At 67.0% G+C, this 15,735-nt stretch carries 22 protein-coding genes and 1 tRNA gene; 11 read left to right on the top strand and 12 right to left on the bottom strand.

Going from position 1 to position 15,735, the window contains the following annotated elements:
* The first annotated feature begins 28 nt into the window (after positions 1 to 28).
* Positions 29 to 622, top strand: coding sequence for a TetR/AcrR family transcriptional regulator (locus Q5701_RS12410; protein ID WP_306751307.1), 594 nt, complete (start codon positions 29 to 31; stop codon positions 620 to 622).
* A gap of 10 nt (positions 623 to 632) precedes the next feature.
* Here the strand turns inward: Q5701_RS12410 and Q5701_RS12405 are convergent, their stop codons facing one another.
* The 3 genes from Q5701_RS12405 to Q5701_RS12395 form a co-directional block, all read right to left on the bottom strand.
* Entirely contained in the window at positions 633 to 776 is a 144-nt protein-coding gene (locus Q5701_RS12405; RefSeq protein WP_306751306.1) for a hypothetical protein, read from the bottom strand.
* 65 nt (positions 777 to 841) lie between these two features.
* Positions 842 to 1,450, bottom strand: coding sequence for an RBBP9/YdeN family alpha/beta hydrolase (locus Q5701_RS12400; RefSeq protein ID WP_306751304.1), 609 nt, complete (start codon positions 1,448 to 1,450; stop codon positions 842 to 844).
* A 91-nt stretch (positions 1,451 to 1,541) separates the two neighbouring features.
* Entirely contained in the window at positions 1,542 to 2,015 is a 474-nt protein-coding gene (locus tag Q5701_RS12395; RefSeq protein ID WP_306751303.1) for an Lrp/AsnC family transcriptional regulator, read from the bottom strand.
* A gap of 143 nt (positions 2,016 to 2,158) precedes the next feature.
* Between Q5701_RS12395 and Q5701_RS12390 the strand changes: the two genes are divergently transcribed.
* Positions 2,159 to 2,611: an RrF2 family transcriptional regulator gene (locus Q5701_RS12390; RefSeq protein WP_306751302.1), complete on the top strand. Its 453-nt coding sequence runs from the start codon at positions 2,159 to 2,161 to the stop codon at positions 2,609 to 2,611.
* Here Q5701_RS12390 and Q5701_RS12385 read toward each other — a convergent pair.
* The 4 genes from Q5701_RS12385 to msrC are packed head-to-tail and all read right to left on the bottom strand — an operon-like array spanning position 2,608 to position 4,700.
* Entirely contained in the window at positions 2,608 to 3,258 is a 651-nt protein-coding gene (locus tag Q5701_RS12385; protein ID WP_306751301.1) for a pseudouridine synthase, read from the bottom strand. The two genes, Q5701_RS12390 and Q5701_RS12385, sit on opposite strands and share 4 nt — an antisense overlap.
* On the bottom strand, positions 3,255 to 3,881 hold the full coding sequence (locus Q5701_RS12380) for a LysE family translocator (protein ID WP_306751300.1): 627 nt from the start codon (positions 3,879 to 3,881) through the stop codon (positions 3,255 to 3,257). The genes Q5701_RS12385 and Q5701_RS12380 overlap by 4 nt, the downstream gene beginning before the upstream one ends.
* The gene (locus Q5701_RS12375) at positions 3,878 to 4,255 is read right to left on the bottom strand and encodes a GFA family protein (protein ID WP_306751299.1); all 378 of its coding nucleotides are present in this window, start codon (positions 4,253 to 4,255) and stop codon (positions 3,878 to 3,880) included. Before Q5701_RS12375 ends, Q5701_RS12380 begins: the two co-directional genes overlap by 4 nt.
* A complete protein-coding gene (gene msrC / locus Q5701_RS12370; RefSeq protein WP_306751298.1) occupies positions 4,248 to 4,700 on the bottom strand; it encodes a free L-methionine (R)-S-oxide reductase MsrC in 453 nt (150 codons plus the stop codon). The genes Q5701_RS12375 and msrC overlap by 8 nt, the downstream gene beginning before the upstream one ends.
* 85 nt (positions 4,701 to 4,785) lie before the next feature.
* Between msrC and Q5701_RS12365 the strand changes: the two genes are divergently transcribed.
* Genes Q5701_RS12365 through Q5701_RS12345 form a run of 5 tightly spaced genes read left to right on the top strand, consistent with a single transcriptional unit; the run spans position 4,786 to position 8,481 of the window.
* A complete protein-coding gene (locus tag Q5701_RS12365; protein ID WP_306751297.1) occupies positions 4,786 to 6,108 on the top strand; it encodes an ATP-binding protein in 1,323 nt (440 codons plus the stop codon).
* Between the two features lie 15 nt (positions 6,109 to 6,123).
* On the top strand, positions 6,124 to 6,747 hold the full coding sequence (locus Q5701_RS12360) for a response regulator (RefSeq protein ID WP_306751296.1): 624 nt from the start codon (positions 6,124 to 6,126) through the stop codon (positions 6,745 to 6,747).
* Positions 6,748 to 6,752: 5 nt separating this feature from the next.
* Positions 6,753 to 7,265: a DUF2478 domain-containing protein gene (locus Q5701_RS12355; RefSeq protein ID WP_306751295.1), complete on the top strand. Its 513-nt coding sequence runs from the start codon at positions 6,753 to 6,755 to the stop codon at positions 7,263 to 7,265.
* Positions 7,262 to 7,540, top strand: a complete 279-nt coding sequence (locus Q5701_RS12350; RefSeq protein WP_306751294.1) for a sulfurtransferase TusA family protein — start codon at positions 7,262 to 7,264, stop codon at positions 7,538 to 7,540. The genes Q5701_RS12355 and Q5701_RS12350 overlap by 4 nt, the downstream gene beginning before the upstream one ends.
* A gap of 14 nt (positions 7,541 to 7,554) precedes the next feature.
* Positions 7,555 to 8,481 (top strand): AEC family transporter, encoded by a 927-nt coding sequence (locus tag Q5701_RS12345; protein ID WP_234854229.1) that lies wholly within the window; start codon positions 7,555 to 7,557, stop codon positions 8,479 to 8,481.
* A 19-nt stretch (positions 8,482 to 8,500) separates the two neighbouring features.
* On the opposite strand, the gene Q5701_RS12340 is transcribed toward Q5701_RS12345, so the two are convergent.
* The 3 genes from Q5701_RS12340 to leuB form a co-directional block, all read right to left on the bottom strand.
* Positions 8,501 to 8,577: transfer RNA gene (locus tag Q5701_RS12340), tRNA-Pro, on the bottom strand.
* Between the two features lie 48 nt (positions 8,578 to 8,625).
* On the bottom strand, positions 8,626 to 9,585 hold the full coding sequence (locus Q5701_RS12335) for a DMT family transporter (protein ID WP_306751293.1): 960 nt from the start codon (positions 9,583 to 9,585) through the stop codon (positions 8,626 to 8,628).
* Positions 9,585 to 10,709: a 3-isopropylmalate dehydrogenase gene (leuB, locus tag Q5701_RS12330; protein ID WP_306751292.1), complete on the bottom strand. Its 1,125-nt coding sequence runs from the start codon at positions 10,707 to 10,709 to the stop codon at positions 9,585 to 9,587. Before leuB ends, Q5701_RS12335 begins: the two co-directional genes overlap by 1 nt.
* A 151-nt stretch (positions 10,710 to 10,860) precedes the next feature.
* Between leuB and Q5701_RS12325 the strand changes: the two genes are divergently transcribed.
* Genes Q5701_RS12325 through Q5701_RS12315 form a run of 3 tightly spaced genes read left to right on the top strand, consistent with a single transcriptional unit; the run spans position 10,861 to position 13,704 of the window.
* A complete protein-coding gene (locus Q5701_RS12325; protein WP_306751290.1) occupies positions 10,861 to 12,051 on the top strand; it encodes an MFS transporter in 1,191 nt (396 codons plus the stop codon).
* A 4-nt stretch (positions 12,052 to 12,055) separates the two neighbouring features.
* Complete coding sequence (locus tag Q5701_RS12320) at positions 12,056 to 13,093, top strand: glycosyltransferase family 4 protein (RefSeq protein ID WP_306751288.1); 1,038 nt, start codon at positions 12,056 to 12,058, stop codon at positions 13,091 to 13,093.
* Positions 13,090 to 13,704: a glycosyltransferase family 29 protein gene (locus Q5701_RS12315; RefSeq protein ID WP_306751286.1), complete on the top strand. Its 615-nt coding sequence runs from the start codon at positions 13,090 to 13,092 to the stop codon at positions 13,702 to 13,704. The genes Q5701_RS12320 and Q5701_RS12315 overlap by 4 nt, the downstream gene beginning before the upstream one ends.
* On the opposite strand, the gene Q5701_RS12310 is transcribed toward Q5701_RS12315, so the two are convergent.
* Complete coding sequence (locus Q5701_RS12310; RefSeq protein ID WP_306751285.1) at positions 13,701 to 14,168, bottom strand: DUF2214 domain-containing protein; 468 nt, start codon at positions 14,166 to 14,168, stop codon at positions 13,701 to 13,703. The two genes, Q5701_RS12315 and Q5701_RS12310, sit on opposite strands and share 4 nt — an antisense overlap.
* A gap of 6 nt (positions 14,169 to 14,174) precedes the next feature.
* Positions 14,175 to 14,567 carry a DUF6152 family protein gene (locus Q5701_RS12305; RefSeq protein ID WP_306751284.1) on the bottom strand — a complete coding sequence of 131 codons (393 nt, stop codon included), beginning with the start codon at positions 14,565 to 14,567 and terminating at the stop codon, positions 14,175 to 14,177.
* A gap of 144 nt (positions 14,568 to 14,711) precedes the next feature.
* Between Q5701_RS12305 and Q5701_RS12300 the strand changes: the two genes are divergently transcribed.
* A complete protein-coding gene (locus Q5701_RS12300; RefSeq protein ID WP_306751283.1) occupies positions 14,712 to 15,734 on the top strand; it encodes an aspartate-semialdehyde dehydrogenase in 1,023 nt (340 codons plus the stop codon).
* Position 15,735: the final 1 nt, after the last annotated feature.

The following is a 15,735-nucleotide window of genomic DNA, read 5'->3' as shown; positions in this document are numbered from 1 at the left end:
TTGCTTGAAATGAATCTGGGAGACTGGCATGGTCGTGAAAACAACGCTTCGTGACCGAAGGCGGATCCAGACCGCGCGGGAAATCCAGCGGACGGCGCTGTCGCTGGCGCTGCGCCAGGGATACGACAACGTGACCACGGAAATGATCGCGGCCGAGGCGGGGATCAGCCAGCGGACCTTCTTCAACTATTATCTGAACAAGAATGCCGCGATCATCGGCACGGCGCCCAGCTTCGACGAGGCGACCGTGGCCTGGTTCCGCAATTCGTCCGGCCCGCTGCTGAACGATCTGTTGCAGGCGCTGCGGCATCTGTTGTGTAACAGCGACCTGAACCGGGAAACGTCACAGCTGATCGACCGGCTGCTGGACAGGGCGCCGGAATTGCTGCCGATCTTTTACGGGTCGCTGAAACGCCTGGGCGACCAGATCGCCGACCTGGCCGTCACCCGCCTGGGCGAGGATTCCCGTCCCGATGCCGAACTGCTGGCCCAGGCGATCTCGCACGCCCTGGCCGACACGTTCCGCATCTGGGCCAATGACGATGCGATGTCGCCAGACAGCATCGTCGATGTTGCCGCCGCCAAGTTGCAGGTCTTGCGCGGGTATCTGGCCCAAGCCTGAAGTCCGGCGGTCAGCCCAGGGCTGCGGCCAGCAGGACCAGGCCCGACAGGGTGGCAAGGACCGGCAGCACGCGGGCCATGCCGCGTCCAGTGTCGGGGGTGCAGGCGTCCTGCCCGATGCGGCGCAAATGCAGTTCGGTCTGGATATCGAACATAAAAGGCACTCCGAAATGGACAAGGGGGCAGGGATCGCTGCGGCGCCTGATACTGTGGGCGGGCATCATGCGCCCGCCGGGGGCGCCCGGCGCGGGGACGTGGCCTGGCCCAGCAACCTGCGCAGCATCGACGGACGCGCGGTCTGGTCCAGCAGCCGGTCCCGGATCACCTTGCCCCCCGGCCAGGGACCAAAGCCCGAGGCCACGTTGACATGGCCCGCATGGCCCAGGTCGATCAGGTCCGCGCCCAGGTCGTCCGCCAGATCCCGGCTTCGGTCAAAGGACATCCACGGATCGTTGCGGCTGGCAACCAGCACCGTGGGCACGTCCAAGGCCCTGTCGGGCAGCGGGCCAAAGCGGCGGATGCGCCTGCAGTCGTCAAATCCCGCAAACGGATCGGCCGGGGCCACCAGAACGGCGCCGCGCACCCGCAGCCCCGACCAGCGGTCCAGCATCTGCGCGATCAGCACCGACCCCAAGGAATGGCCGATCAGGATGCTGCCGGGGTGGCGCAGGATCATCACGGCCAAGGCAGCCTCCCAGGCCTCGCGGATGGGACGGCGGGGGTCCGGCAGATCGATGAGCATGGCATTCGGATCGGTGCGCGCCCACCAGTCCTGCCAATGGGGGCTGGGCGATCCGTCAAGGCCGGGAACGATCAGGGTCTTGGACATGGGGCGGTTCCTTTCATCCGTTCCTATAACACTACAATCCCTGTCGTGATTTGGTTCCCAAAGATCCCCTGCCAAAGGGAATGCCGTTCCCTCAGCGGTCGCGGGTATTGACCGGATAGGCGGTGCTGTGGCGCAGCCGTTCCATTGCGAAATGCGAGGTCAGGTTCTTGATCGGAACCGCATCGGTCAGCCGACGATAGAAATCGTCGTATGCAGCCATGTCGGCCACTGCAACGTGCAGCAGGTAATCCATTTCCCCGGCCATGCGATAGGCTTCCATGATCTCGGGGAATTTCCTGACGGCGGCCATGAACGCGTCGCGCCAGGCCGCGCCGTGATCGGCGGCCTCGATCCCCACGAAGACGGTCAGGCCAAGACCCAGCTTTGCCGGATCGGCCAGGGCCACGCGGCCCGTCAGCACGCCTGTCGATTCCAGCTTCTGGATGCGCTTCCAGCAGGGGGTTTGCGACAGCCCCACCTGATCGGCGATCTGCGCGATCGGCTGGGTTGCATCGGCCATCAGGGCGGCGACGATCTTGCGGTCGATCAGGTCCAGGCTGGTCATGCGTATCCTCGGCGGCAGGTCTTTCGTGCAGACTGCCAGAAAAACATCAAATGTCCACCGGCTTTGTCGTATATATCTGGAACGGCATAACCTGCGACAAATCTCGACCTTGATGAGGGTGTTTTATCGCCGTAGGGTGGGCCATGATCACGCAGAAGATGAAATACGCGCTCAAGGCGATGCTGGTGCTGGGGGACGAAGCCGCCCAGCCCGCCCCCGAGGCGCTGGCCATCGAAAAGATCGCCCGCCGGTCAGACACCCCCAAGCGGTTCCTGGAACAGATCCTGCTGGAAATCAGGAACGCGGGCATGGTCAGTTCCATTCGCGGCCGGTCGGGCGGCTATCTGCTGATCAAGCGGCCCAGCGACATTTCCATTTCCGAATTGCTGCGCCTGATCGACGGACCGATCGCCCCCCTGCCCTGCCTGTCGCGCCGCGCCTATCAACGCTGCGAGGATTGCCGCGACGAGGCGTCCTGCCGCATCCGCAAAGTTTTCGCCGAGATTTTCTGGTCCTATCTGATCCTGATCGAGTCGCTGACGCTGGAGGATATGCTGCGGTCCGAACAGGTGGCGGGCCAGGTGATCGGGGCCTAGAACGGCGCGGGCTGGCTGAAGCTGACCTGCGCGCCGCTGTCGGGATGGCGCAGGCGCAGGCTTTCGGCGTGCAGCATCAGGCGCGGGTGATCCGCCGCAGCGCCCGTCGCATACAAAGGATCGCCCAGGATCGGATGGCCTGTTTCCGCCATGTGGACGCGCAACTGATGGCTGCGTCCGGTCAGCGGGAACAGGCGGACGCGGGTTTCGGCATCGCTGGCGCGGATCACCCGCCATTCGGTCAGCGCCGGGCGCCCCGTGTCGTGATCGACCTTTTGGCGCGGACGGTTCGGCCAGTCGACGATCAGCGGCAGATCGACGGTGCCGGTCTTCGGCTCCAGTCGCCCGGCCAGGCGGGCGACATAGACTTTCTTGACGCGGCGATCCTCGAACTGCTTTGACAAGGTGCGCTGCGCGTGGGGCGTCAAGCCAAAGACCATTACCCCCGACGTATCCTGGTCCAAGCGATGCACCAGCAGCACGGTCGGAAAGGCACAGCGCAGCCGGTTGATCAGGCAGTCGTCCTTGCCCTCGCCCCGGCCCGGCACGGACAAAAGGCCCGCAGGCTTGGCGACCACCAGGATTTCGTGATCGGCATGGATCACCTGCGGCGCGTCAGGGGGCGGGGCATAGGTAAAGACCGTCACTTCGCGACCAGCCGGATCGCCAGGCCCGCGAACATCACGGCGGCGATCTTGTTGATCAGGCCCAGGCGCTGACCGATCACATGACCCGCATAGCCTGCCACGATGCCATAGCCCATCGTGACCAGCGTGCCGGTAAAGGCGAAGATCAGCCCCAGGCCCAGGATCTGCTGCCAGATCGGACCCCAGGCAGGGCTGGTGAACTGCGGCAGAAAGGCCAGCAGGAACAGCACCGGCTTGGGGTTCAGGGCGTTGGACAGGAAACCGCGCCGGATGATGTTCCAGGGCCGCACGCTGCCGCGCGCCGAAGGATCGGCCGGACCCGCCCGCCAGCTTTTCCAGGCCAGCCACAACAGATAGGCCGCGCCCGCATACTTGATCGCCAGCAGCGCCCCGGGATGGGCGGCGACGACCGCGCCCAGGCCCACGGTCGCCAGCGTCACGTGCATCAGCACGCCCAGGCCCACCCCGAAGCCCGCCAAGGCCCCCGCGCGCGGACCGCCCTGGATCCCGCAGGCACTGGCGAAGAACACGTCCTGACCCGGCGCCACGTTCAGCATCAGCCCGCCCGCGACGAACGTGGCCAGTTGCGCCAGCGGAATGGCGGCGATCGTGTCCCAGATCATCCCTGCGGATCCTGCGGCAGGCCATCCGCGATGTCATAATAATCGCCCTTGTCGGCCACATAGATATGCCCCGCCATCCGCAGGCCGGTGGGATTGTCCACCGCGCCCGGCGCGACCTCGATCCCGCCATGGCCCTGGCGGCGCCAGAACAGGCTGCTGCCGCAGTCGGGGCAAAAGCCGCGCTCGGCCTCGGCCGAGGATCGGAACCACTTGACCTCGCCCCCGATCGTCAGATCGACGGCCTGGGCGGCGGCCCAGACATGGCCCGACCAGCGGCGGCACTGGCTGCAATGGCAGGCCCGCAAGGGATCGCCGCCCCAGCGGCCCGTAAAGGTGACCGCGCCGCACAGGCAACGCCCGGTAAAGTCAGACATGACCGAAAACCTCCTCCAGAATGGCGGCCAGTCGGGTGGCATCCTCGTCGGTGAAGGCGTCCGGCCGGTCGCTGTCGATATCCAGAACGCCGATCAGCCGCCCGCCGTTGCCATGGACCGGCAGGACGATCTCGGACCGGGTGGAACTGGCGCAGGCGATATGGCCGGGAAAAGCATCCACGTCGGGCACCAGTTGCACCTGCCCCGTGCGTGCCGCAGCCCCGCAGACCCCGCGCGAGAAGGGAATCACCAGACAGCCATGGCCGCCCTGGTAAGGGCCGATCTTCAGCAATTCGGGCGCGACCACCCGGTAGAAGCCGGTCCAGTCGAAGCGGTCGTCGGAATGATGGATCTCGCAGGCAAGGGTCGCCATCAGCGCGACCTCGTCGGTTTCGCCCTGGGTCAGGGCGCGGATTCGGGCGGTCAGGGCGTCATAATCGGTCATGGCTTCTTCTATGCCGTGCGACGGGCCGCGAAAAGCCGCGATTGTGCCATGGACGGCCCTTCGGCCCTGGGCCAATCTGCGGACCATGACCCGCATCAGCCTGACGCAGCGCATTCTTCTGGTGATCTTGGCCGTTCAGGCGGCGTTGTTCGCGGCTCTGGCGTTTGCCAGCCTGGAGGGCGCGCGCCGCGACATCGCCGCCGAAACGCGTCTGGCGGTGGAAACCGCGCGCGCCCTGGTGCTGGCGACGGTGGGCACCATGCATGGGGCGGTGCCGCCCGACCGGATCATGCAGCTTTTGCCTGAACGGCTGGTGGTGCCGCGCCATGTGACGCTGGGAACCGTCGATGTCCTGGACGGCGTGGTGCGCCGCGCCCGCGCGCCGACGCAGGCCCAGGCCCCCGCACCCGTATGGTTCGCGGCCCTGGTCGCGCCGAATCTGCTGGAAACCCGGCTGCCCGTGGTGATCGAGGGCCGCCCGCGCGGCTATGTCTTCATCGCCACCGACCCCGAGGCCGAAATTGCCCTGGCCTGGCGGAACCTGTCGGCCTTTCTGGGCCTGGCCGCCCTGGCTTCGGTGGTTCAAGGGCTGCTGATCCTGCTGGCCACCCGACAGGCGCTGCGCCCGGTCACGACGATCGCCAGCCGCCTGGCCGACCTGCGCCGGGGGGATTTGTCGGCGCGGGTCGGCCCTGTGGCGCAGCGCGACCTGATCCCCATTGCCGCGGGTGTGGACGATCTGGCCCAGGCCCTGCAACAGGCCCAGGCGGACCGCGCCCGGCTGCAACGCCGCGTGGTCACGCGCGGGGACGAGGAACGCAAGGCCGTGGCCCGCGACCTGCATGACGAGATGGGCCCCTGTCTGTTCGGCCTGCGGGTCGAGGCCGATGCCCTGCGCGAGGCGGCGGCCACCCCCGCCATCGCCGCCCATGCCCAGGCCATTGCCGACATCGCCGAGGAAATTGCCCGCGTGAACCGCGCGCTGCTGGGCGACCTGCGGCCTGCCGCCATCGGCCAGCTGCCGCTCGCGACAGTGCTTTCCGATTACGTGGCCGATCTGGGGCGGCGCTTTCCGGACCTGGACATTGACCTGGACCTGGCTCCTGGCCTGGCCGAGCCGGACGAGGCGACCGCCCTGACCTTGTTCCGCATCGTGCAGGAAGGCACCACCAACGCCCTGCGCCATGCGGGGGCCGACCGCGTGACGGTGCGTCTGTGGACAGATCCCGCGCATTGGCGGATCGTGCTGTCCGACGACGGGGGTGGGATGGCGCCGGACAGTCGGGAAGGCACCGGCTTGACCGGGATGCGCGAACGGATCACGCTTCTGGGCGGCGATTTGTCCTTGTCCTCGGGGTCGGGGGGGACCACCATCAGCGCCAGCCTGCCCTTGCAGCAGCCGGAATGAAGGTTCGACATCACGATGAAATCCGCGCTTGTCATCGACGATCACCCCATCACCCACCTGGGCGCGAACCGCCTTTTGCGCGAACTGGGCTATGAGCGGATCGGCCAAGCCATGTCGGGCGAGGATGCCCTGGCGCAACTGTCCGGCGGAGATGCGCCCGACCTGATCGTCCTGGACATCAGCCTGCCGGGGCGGGGCGGGCTGGATCTGGTGACACCCTTGCGCGACGCCGCGCCCGATGCACGCATCCTGGTCTTTTCGATGAACGACCAGACCGGTTTTGCCGCCCGGGCCTTGCAGGCAGGTGCGCAAGGATTCCTGTCCAAGAACGCGCCGCCTGCCGATTTTCGGGACGCCGTGCGGATGCTGGAAGGGGGCGAATTCTATCTGTCGCCCAAGCACGCGATGGCGCTGGCAACGCTGCGGGTGGGGGCATCCGCCGATCCTCTGGGCGCGTTGTCGGACCGGGAACGGCAGGTGCTGGCGCTGATCGGCCGGGGGCTTGGCCTGCAAGCCATCGCGGACGAGCTGGACGTCAGCTACAAGACGGCAGCCAACACCTCATCCTCCTTGAAAAAGAAGCTGGGCGTGGACGGCATCAACGGGCTGATGAAATTCGCCTTGGACAGCGGGGTATGACGGCGATGCTGGGATGGTTCAGCCTGGAAGACGACGCCCCTGACGGGGAAGCCGACCGGATCCTGGCACGGCTGGCAACAGGTCTTGCCGATGCCGGGCTGCGGCTGGCGGGCGCCGTCCAGCGCAATACGGACCTGGGCGCGGATTGCGCCTGCGACATGGACGTGCTGGTGATTGGCGAGGAAGACGCGCCGATCCGCATTTCCCAGTCACTGGGCAGCGGATCGTCCGGGTGCCGGCTGGATCCCGGCGCCCTGGAAATGGCGGCGGCGCGTGTCGAGGCACGGCTGGCGGGTGCCGAATTGCTGATCCTGCCCAAGTTCGGCAGGCAGGAAGCCATCGGCCGGGGCTTTCGCAGCGTGATCGCGCAAGCCCTGGCCCAGGACGTGCCGGTCCTTTTGCACGTGCCCCCTGAACAGCGCGCCGACTTTGACCGATTCCGCGAGGGAATGGGACAGCGCATCCCGCCAAGCGCCCTGGCCGAATGGTGCCTGGATCAGGTTACGGGCGTCCAGTGACCGAAGATCCGGTGATCGACGCGCGCGGGTTGCTGTGCCCGCTGCCGGTCTTGCGGCTGCGCAAGCTGCTGGGGGACCGGCCGCCGGGCGCGCGGGTGCGGCTGTGGGCCTCTGACGCCATGGCCCTGGTGGATGTGCCGCATTTCTGCGAGGGCTCGGGGCACCGGCTGGTCGGGCAGCGCGACATTGGCGGCGGGGTTCATGAATTCACCGTCGAAAGGGGGCCTTCCGCCCCCTCGGCCGCCATCGCGGCCTCACCCCCCGAGGATATTTGAGTGAAGAAGAAGGCATGCTTGCCGTATTCCTGAAGACGCTGCCCTTTTTCGGGCTGATTGGCCTCGGGTGGCTGGCGGCACGGACGCGGCTTTTTCCCCAGGAAGGGGCGGTGTGGCTGACAAAGTTCGTCTTCTATTTCGCTCTGTCGGCAATGCTGTTCCGCTTTGCCGCCCGGCTGGATCTGGCAGCGTTGTTCGATGCGCGGTTCGCAGGCGCCTATCTGGCCGGATCCCTTGCGGTCTGGCTGGTCGGCATGGCCGCCGCCCGCGTCCGCGGCCTGCCCTTGTCCGATTCCGCGATGGAGGCGCAGTGCTGCATGATCGGCAACACGGGCTTTCTGGGCGTGCCGATGCTGGTCGTGCTTTTGGGCGAACGGGCCGTAGGGCCGGTGCTGATGGTTCTGACCATCGACATGCTGGTGTTTTCGACACTGATCACCCTGATCATCCATGCGGGCCGCAGTGGCGGGCTGCGTCTTGCCACGGTGGTCCCGATCGGGCGGGGCATCGTCGCCAATCCGATGATCCTGTCGATGGTAGCGGGCCTGGCCTGGGCGCAGATGCGCCTGCCCCTGCCCGGTCCCCTGGATGAATTCCTGGTCATGCTGGGGGCCGCCGCCACCCCTGGCGCGCTGTTCGCCATCGGCGCCAGCCTTGCCGGGAGGCGGATCGGGCGGCTGGCGGCGTCGGGATGGCTGTCCTTTGCCAAGCTGGTCATCCATCCCCTGGCCGTGGGTCTGGCGGCCTGGGGTCTGCGCGTGGAACCCTTTGCCGCCGGCGTGATGGTTGCCGCCGCAGCCCTGCCGGTGGCGGGCAATGTCTATATCCTGGCGCAATATTTCGGCGTGGCGCAGCAACGGGTTTCCGCCGCGATCCTGATATCGACCACCGCCAGCATCGTGACGATCCCGCTGGTCATGCTTCTGATCGGCCAAGCCTGAAACGAAATTCGGGGAAAATTGGTCGGAGCGAGAGGATTCGAACCTCCGACCCCCTGCTCCCGAAGCAGGTGCGCTACCAGGCTGCGCTACGCTCCGACCGTAGGTGGGGCAGGTAGCGCGAGGCGGGGCGGATTGCAAGCCCCGTCAGGGACGCGGCGGCCATATTCTTTGCAGCAGCGAGATGCGCGGCGCCGTCACCGTTTCCGCCCGGATGCGGGACGCGATCACCGGGCGGTTGGCGGAATTGCCGCCCCGCCCTTCGCGCCAGACGATATAGATGCCCGACCCGATGATAACCGTGGCGCCCAGGACGGTGGGGGCGTCCAGAACCTCGTCGAACAGGAACCAGCCATAGGCGGTGGCCCACAGGATCTGGGAATATTGCATGGGGGCGACGATCGCGGCCTCGCCCGCGCGATAGGCCAGGATCAGCAGGAAGCCCGCCACAAGCCCAAGGCAGGCAATCACCCCGGCAAGGGCCAGATCCGGCAGATCCATCGGGCGGTAAGCCAGTGTCAGGGACGCACCGGTGGCCACGAAGTTGCCCAGCATCGGCCACATCAGCAGAACCAGCGGACGTTCGGCCCGACCCAGCTTGCGCAGGATGACGGCGGTCGTCGCCGATGCGATGGCCGAGGCAAGCGCCGCCAGATGCCCCCATTCCAAGGCCTGCGCACCCGGGCGCAGCACGATCAGCACGCCCAGAAGGCCGATCACCACGGCGGCCCAGCGATGCGGCCCCACCCGTTCCCCCAGGATCGGGATCGACAGGATCGTCACCAGCAGGGGGGCGGCGAACAGGATCGCATAAACCTGTGCCAGCGGCAGATGCGAGAAGGCCAGGAAACTGCCCATTCCCGCGACCACGCCCATGGCGGTGCGCAGCGCCACCCAGCCGGGATTGGCCGGGCGCAACGTGCCGGGGGTGGGGTCGCGCATGACGATCAGCGTGACCAGCGGAAAGGACAGAAGCGAGGAAAAGAACAGCACCTGCAATGCGGGATACTGCGCCCCCAGCACCTTGATGACCACGTCATGCGTCGCATAGATGCCCATGGCCAGCAAGGCCAGGGCCGCTCCGCGGACGTTCGATGCGGACTCCATCAGCCCTGGGACAGGGCCGCGACGATGCGATCGCCCATCTGGGACGTGGTGACGGGGGTGCCGCCTTCCGGTCCCATCAGGTCGGCCGTGCGCACGCCATCGGCCAGCACCCGTTCGACCGCGCGTTCCAGATCGGAGGCCGCCTGCCCTTCATCGAAGGAATAGCGCAGGGCCATCGCAAAGGACAGGATGCAGGCGATCGGGTTGGCGCGGCCCTGCCCTGCGATGTCGGGTGCCGATCCGTGGACGGGTTCGTACATCGCCTTGGGGCGGCCATTCGCCATGGGCGCGCCCAAGGAGGCAGAGGGCAGCATTCCCAGGCTGCCGGTCAGCATCGCGGCGGCGTCCGACAGCAGATCGCCGAACAGGTTGTCGGTCACGATCACGTCGAACTGGCGCGGGTTGCGCACAAGCTGCATCGCGCCATTGTCGGCATACATATGGGTCAGGTCCACGTCGGGATATTCGTTGTCATGGACCCACTGGACTTCCTCGCGCCAGAGGATGCCGGATTCCATCACATTGGCCTTTTCCATCGAACAGACCTTGTTGCCCCGCCGCCGGGCCAGTTCAAAGGCCGACCGGGCAACGCGCCGGATCTCTCCGCTGGTATAGCGCTGCGTGTTGATGCCCACGCGCCCGCCTTCGTTGTCGGGGTTGTTGTCGTCCGAATGGATGCCGCGCGGTTCGCCGAAATAGACCCCGCTGGTCAGTTCGCGCACGATCAGGATGTCCAGGCCCGCCACCACGTCACGCTTGAGGCTGCTGAAATCGGCAAGCGCGTCAAAGCACTGGGCCGGGCGCAGGTTGGCGTAAAGGTCCATCTCCTTGCGCAGGCGCAGCAGGCCGCGTTCGGGTTTCATGCTGAAATCCAGCACGTCGTATTTCGGCCCGCCGACCGCGCCCAGCAGCACCGCGTCTACCGCCTGCGCCCTTGCCATCGTTTCGTCCGTCAAAGGCGTGCCATGCGCGTCATAGGAAGCGCCGCCGACCAGACCTTCGCTGATGTCGAAGGACATCCCGCGATTGGCCCCAAACCAGTCGATGACCTTGACCACCTCGGCCATGACCTCGGGACCGATCCCGTCGCCGGGCAGGATGAGAAGCGAATAGCTGTCGGACATGGTTCCTCCGGTCCTTGGTCGCGGCATCGCGTCCGGTGCTAGCCCCCCCGCTGGGGCTGGTCAAGTTGACGCAGGCGGGCAATTGCACGTCTTGCACCTTTCGCGGCGATGGCCCAGCCTGCGCCCGAACCGCCAGGGGGGAACGCCGCGAATGCCAGTCCTATCCGTGGGCATTGTCAGCCTGGTGCTGGCCTATGTCCTCAGCCAGTTCTATCGCGCCTTTCTGGCAGTGCTGACGCCGGTCCTGGGCACGGAACTGGGGGCCATGCCCGGCGATCTGGCGCTGTCGTCAGGGCTGTGGTTCGCCACATTCGCGGCGATGCAAATCCCGGTCGGGCGGATGCTGGACCGGATCGGGCCGCGCCTGACGGTGGCCCTGCTGCTGGGGGGCGCGGGGGGCGCGGGGGCTGCGGTCTTTGCCTTAGCCCAGGCGCCCTGGCACCTGCATCTTGCGATGGCGCTGCTGGGCGTGGGCTGCGCGCCGGCCCTGATGGGATCCTATTACATCATCGCGCGCGAATACTCCGCCGCGGCCTTTGGCGCCCTGGCGGGGATGATCGTGGGGTTCGGCTCGCTCGGCAACATCCTGGGCGCGACGCCGCTGGTCTGGGCGATCGAGACCCTGGGCTGGCGTGCCAGCATTGCGGGCCTGGGCCTTGCCACGGTCGGCGTGGCGCTGCTGATCGCGGGCACCGTGCGCGATCCTGCGAAGCTGGGCACAGATCATCCGCAGGGATCCCTGGCCGAGGTTCTGCGCCTGCGCGCCCTGTGGTTCATCCTGCCGCTGTTCTTCGTGAACTACGCGGCCTCGGGCGCGATCCGAGGGCTTTGGGCCGCGCCTTATCTGGAACGTGTCTTCGACGCGGATGCCGTCGTGATCGGGCGGGCGACCCTTGCCATGGGCGTGGCCATGATCCTGGGCAATTTCCTGGTGGCCCCCGCCGTGCGGCTGGTGGGCAGCCTGCGCCGGACGGTGCTGATCTTTACCGGCGCCACGCTGGTGGTGATGGGGTTCCTGGTCCTGAACCCGGATCCCGGCCTGCGCCTGGCCGTGGCGTTGCTGGCGCTGATCGGGCTGTCAGGGGCGGGATACGTCCTGCTGATGGCGCATGGGCGGTCCTTCCTGCCCGATCATCTGGTCGGGCGGGGGGTGACATTCCTGAACATGATTTCCATCGGTGGGGTGGGGGTGATGCAGTTCGCCTCGCGCCCGGTCTTCCAAGCGGCGTCCGGGGCCTTTCCCCCGCCGCAGGCCTTCGCGATGCTGTTCCTGTTCTTCCTGATCCCGCTTGCCATCGGCTTCGCCCTGTATTTCCTGACGCCCGAGGCCCGCAATGCCTGATCCGATGACTGACCCGCTGGTCATCGCCCCCAACCTCAAGCGCCGCTTGTCGGGCGTCACTGCGACCGTAGTCCGGCTGATCCCGGTCCAGGCACGGATGATCGCGATCCGCGCGACCGGTCCCGGCCTGCCGCCGGATGTGCCGCATATCCCGTTGGCCCGCGCCGCCCTGATGCCGCGCGACCGCTGGCGCGTCTGGCACGCCCGGCGCAACACGGAAATGGCCCTGGGACTGGTGCTGCGGCGGGTGCTGCGGCGAAAATACCGGCTGATGTTCACATCCGCTGCCCAACGCCGCCACACCGGCTTTACCAAGTGGCTGATCGGGCAGCAGGATGCGCTTGTCGCCACATCCGACAAGGCCGCAGGCTATCTGGACCGGCGCGCCACGGTGGTGATGCATGGGGTGGATACCAAGGTGTTCCAGCCGCCCGCCGACCGGGCCGCGTTGCGCCGCGCCCTTGGCCTTGACCCCGATGCGGTGCTGATCGGCTGCTTCGGCCGGGTTCGCGCGCAGAAGGGCGTCGATCTGCTGGTCCGCGCAGGGCTGCGGCTGCTGCCCGACAGGCCGCGCGTGCAGATCGTCTTTACCGGGCGCATCACGCCGGACAACCGCGCCTTTGCCGAGGGGTTGCTGGCTGAAAGCGCGGCAGCGGGCCTGGGGGACCGCATCCGTTTCCTGGGGGAATTGCCCTGGGACCAGGTTGTGCGGCATTACCAGGCGCTCGATCTGTTCGCGGCCCCTGCCCGCTGGGAAGGCTTTGGCCTGACGCCGCTGGAGGCGATGGCCTGCGGCGTTCCCACCGTGGCCGCCCGCGTTGGTGCCTATGAAACCCTGATCCGCGACGGCGTGACCGGCAGCCTGGTGCCCGCTGACGATGGGGAGGCGCTGACCGAGGCATTGCGGCACTGGCTGGACGATCCCGCCGCGCGCGATGCCGCGGGCCGGGCCGCGCGCGATCACGTTGCCACCAACCATGCCATCGAGGGCGAGGCCCGCGCCTTGGTCGCCATTTACAACGACCTGCTGGCCCGGCCATGAACAAGCTGCGCTTTTATGCCGCCCGGACGCTGCGCGATGAAGCTGCGCTGCAAGCCCTGTCCGTTCCCCAGGCCGATCTGCTGGCTGATCTGGACGGCAAGTCGGTTGCCTTGGTCGGCAATGCCCGGTCGCTGGCCGACAGCGCACAGGGCGCGGCCATCGACGCCGCCGATGTCGTCATCCGCATCAACCGCGCCCCCCAGCCCGCGCCCGGCAGCCATGGCACCCGCACCGACTGGCTGGCCCTGGCCGTGCGGCTGTCCGATGAGGATCTGGCCCGCATCGCGCCCCGGCGGATCCTGTGGATGTCGCCCAAGCGCAAGCGCCTGGGCTATCGCATCGCGCAGGGCGACGGCTTTTATCTGCATCCGCTGGCCGATCATCTGGCCTTGAAGGACCGCCTTGCCGCGCCGCCCACCACCGGGGCGATGATGATCGACCTGTTGCTGCGGTCCGGCCTTTGCAGCCTGACCCTTTACGGCTTTGACTTCTTCGCCAGCCAAAGCCTGTCGGGCCGCCGCACCGCCGATCAGGTGCCCCATGACTTCGGCGCCGAAGCGGCCTGGGTTGCGGATTTGCGGCGCAGCGATGGGCGGCTGAGCCTGATCTAAAGAAACCCGATCCAACGCCCGGCCAGCAGCACGCCGGGCCAGATCACCGCCGACAGGGCGGCCAGGATCCGGGCGGCCGGGCCGGGCCGCCCCGTGGCGATCATCTGTTCCCATCCCAGCCTGTGCATCAGGACGACATTGCCCAAGGCCACGGCCAGCAGGACCAGTTTCCAGCGAAAGGCCGCGTTGCCCAGATACTCGGCCGCACTGACCGACCACAGGCAGGCGCCCGTCAGGACCGCCAGTCCCAACCCGATGCCCGCCATCCGCGACAGGAACGGTCCGATCACCGGCAAGGACGGGCCGCGCAGAACCCCCAGGATCCGCAGATCCAGCGGCAGGATCGCGCCCAGCAGCAGCCCGATCCCCAGGATATGCAGCGCGTTCAGCACCATGTACAGATCGCCCGACCCGCGCAGCATCCGCGCCAGGCCCGAGGCTTCGATCCAGGCCGCAAGCTCCATCAGCTGTCAGTCGGCCTGGATGCGTTCGGGATACATGTCATAGTTCCGGCCGTCGATCACGATGCGCACCGCCTTCATATGCGCCTCGGCGGGATCGCGGTCGCGGTTGCCGATCACCGTGACCGCATCGCCGATGCTGGCAGTATCCCCGTCAAAGCCCGACCGCGCCGTCCGGCCCGGATTGCCCAGTTCGACGAACCAGACCGTGCCATCCGCCGCCCGGACCCGCAGGCTGGGATGGGGCGGGTTCATCGACACCCCCTCGATCAGGCCGTCCAGCCGAACCTGGTCGCCCTCGGCCCAGGACCAGCCGTGATGCGCGGCCACCGGCGCGGCCAGCACCATCAGTCCGGCGACGATCCCCTTGAAGCCGTGGCGCATGGCAAGCCTCGTGTGCATGACGATCCTGTCGCAAGGGTATCGCGCTTTGGCCGGGTCCTTGATGACATTGGCGTTACCCGGGGCGGTGCGGCGGCGCCCCCTTCCCCTTGGTCCACCCATGCGCTAAACGCCCCTGACCGCCAGAAAAGGAGTCCCCCTCAGATGGGCTATAAAGTCGTCGTCGCCGGCGCCACGGGGAATGTGGGCCGCGAAATGCTGAACATCCTGGAGGAACGCATGTTCCCCGTGGACGAGATTGCCGCGCTGGCCTCGCGCCGGTCGCAGGGCACCGAGGTCAGCTTTGGCGACAAGACCCTCAAGGTGAAGGACATCGAGCAGTTCGACTGGACCGGCTGGGACATCGCGCTGTTCGCCATCGGGTCGGATGCGACGAAAATCCATGCGCCCAAGGCGGCGGCGGCGGGTTGCATCGTGATCGACAATTCGTCGCTTTATCGCTATGACCCCCAGATCCCGCTGATCGTGCCCGAGGTGAACCCGGATGCGATCCACGATTACAAGAACAAGAACATCATCGCGAACCCCAACTGTTCCACCGCGCAGATGGTGGTGGCGTTGAAGCCACTGCACGACCGCGCGCGCATCAAGCGGGTCGTGGTCAGCACCTATCAGTCCGTGTCGGGCGCGGGCAAGGATGGCATGGACGAATTGTGGAACCAGACCAAGGGCATGTATGTGCCGGGTCAGGAAGTCGCCCCCAAGAAGTTTTCCAAGCAGATCGCCTTCAACGTGATCCCGCAGATCGACGTCTTCCTGGACAGCGGCGACACCAAGGAAGAATGGAAGATGGTGGCCGAGACGAAGAAGATCCTCGACCCCAAGGTCAAGGTCACGGCCACCTGCGTGCGCGTGCCGGTCTTTGTCGGACATTCGGAATCCATCAACATCGAGTTCGAGGACTTCCTGGACGAGGACGAGGCCCGCGACATCCTGCGCGAGGCGCCGGGCATTCTGGTCGTCGACAAGCGCGAACCGGGCGGATACACGACCCCGGTCGAATGCGTGGGCGAGTTCGCGACCTTCATCAGCCGCATCCGCCAGGACGTGACGGTGGAAAACGGCCTGAACCTGTGGTGCGTCAGCGACAACCTGCGCAAGGGCGCCGCCCTGAACGCCGTGCAGATCGCGGAACTGCTGGGCAACCGCGTCCTGAAAAAGGGCTGAC

The sequence above is a fragment of the Paracoccus actinidiae genome (assembly GCF_030863885.1).
Lineage (GTDB): Bacteria > Pseudomonadota > Alphaproteobacteria > Rhodobacterales > Rhodobacteraceae > Paracoccus > Paracoccus everestensis.
Note: the sequence above shows the minus strand (reverse complement) of the source record. Positions and strands in the feature narration are given on the sequence as shown.

Coding starts and splice junctions, on each gene's coding strand:
- Q5701_RS12410 (WP_306751307.1), top strand. CDS start 29: ATGGTCGTGAAAACAACGCTTCGTGACCGAAGGCGGATCCAGACCGCG.
- Q5701_RS12405 (WP_306751306.1), bottom strand. CDS start 776: ATGTTCGATATCCAGACCGAACTGCATTTGCGCCGCATCGGGCAGGAC.
- Q5701_RS12400 (WP_306751304.1), bottom strand. CDS start 1,450: ATGTCCAAGACCCTGATCGTTCCCGGCCTTGACGGATCGCCCAGCCCC.
- Q5701_RS12395 (WP_306751303.1), bottom strand. CDS start 2,015: ATGACCAGCCTGGACCTGATCGACCGCAAGATCGTCGCCGCCCTGATG.
- Q5701_RS12390 (WP_306751302.1), top strand. CDS start 2,159: ATGATCACGCAGAAGATGAAATACGCGCTCAAGGCGATGCTGGTGCTG.
- Q5701_RS12380 (WP_306751300.1), bottom strand. CDS start 3,881: ATGATCTGGGACACGATCGCCGCCATTCCGCTGGCGCAACTGGCCACG.
- Q5701_RS12375 (WP_306751299.1), bottom strand. CDS start 4,255: ATGTCTGACTTTACCGGGCGTTGCCTGTGCGGCGCGGTCACCTTTACG.
- msrC (WP_306751298.1), bottom strand. CDS start 4,700: ATGACCGATTATGACGCCCTGACCGCCCGAATCCGCGCCCTGACCCAG.
- Q5701_RS12365 (WP_306751297.1), top strand. CDS start 4,786: ATGACCCGCATCAGCCTGACGCAGCGCATTCTTCTGGTGATCTTGGCC.
- Q5701_RS12360 (WP_306751296.1), top strand. CDS start 6,124: ATGAAATCCGCGCTTGTCATCGACGATCACCCCATCACCCACCTGGGC.
- Q5701_RS12355 (WP_306751295.1), top strand. CDS start 6,753: ATGCTGGGATGGTTCAGCCTGGAAGACGACGCCCCTGACGGGGAAGCC.
- Q5701_RS12345 (WP_234854229.1), top strand. CDS start 7,555: ATGCTTGCCGTATTCCTGAAGACGCTGCCCTTTTTCGGGCTGATTGGC.
- Q5701_RS12335 (WP_306751293.1), bottom strand. CDS start 9,585: ATGGAGTCCGCATCGAACGTCCGCGGAGCGGCCCTGGCCTTGCTGGCC.
- leuB (WP_306751292.1), bottom strand. CDS start 10,709: ATGTCCGACAGCTATTCGCTTCTCATCCTGCCCGGCGACGGGATCGGT.
- Q5701_RS12325 (WP_306751290.1), top strand. CDS start 10,861: ATGCCAGTCCTATCCGTGGGCATTGTCAGCCTGGTGCTGGCCTATGTC.
- Q5701_RS12320 (WP_306751288.1), top strand. CDS start 12,056: ATGACTGACCCGCTGGTCATCGCCCCCAACCTCAAGCGCCGCTTGTCG.
- Q5701_RS12315 (WP_306751286.1), top strand. CDS start 13,090: ATGAACAAGCTGCGCTTTTATGCCGCCCGGACGCTGCGCGATGAAGCT.
- Q5701_RS12310 (WP_306751285.1), bottom strand. CDS start 14,168: ATGGAGCTTGCGGCCTGGATCGAAGCCTCGGGCCTGGCGCGGATGCTG.
- Q5701_RS12305 (WP_306751284.1), bottom strand. CDS start 14,567: ATGCACACGAGGCTTGCCATGCGCCACGGCTTCAAGGGGATCGTCGCC.
- Q5701_RS12300 (WP_306751283.1), top strand. CDS start 14,712: ATGGGCTATAAAGTCGTCGTCGCCGGCGCCACGGGGAATGTGGGCCGC.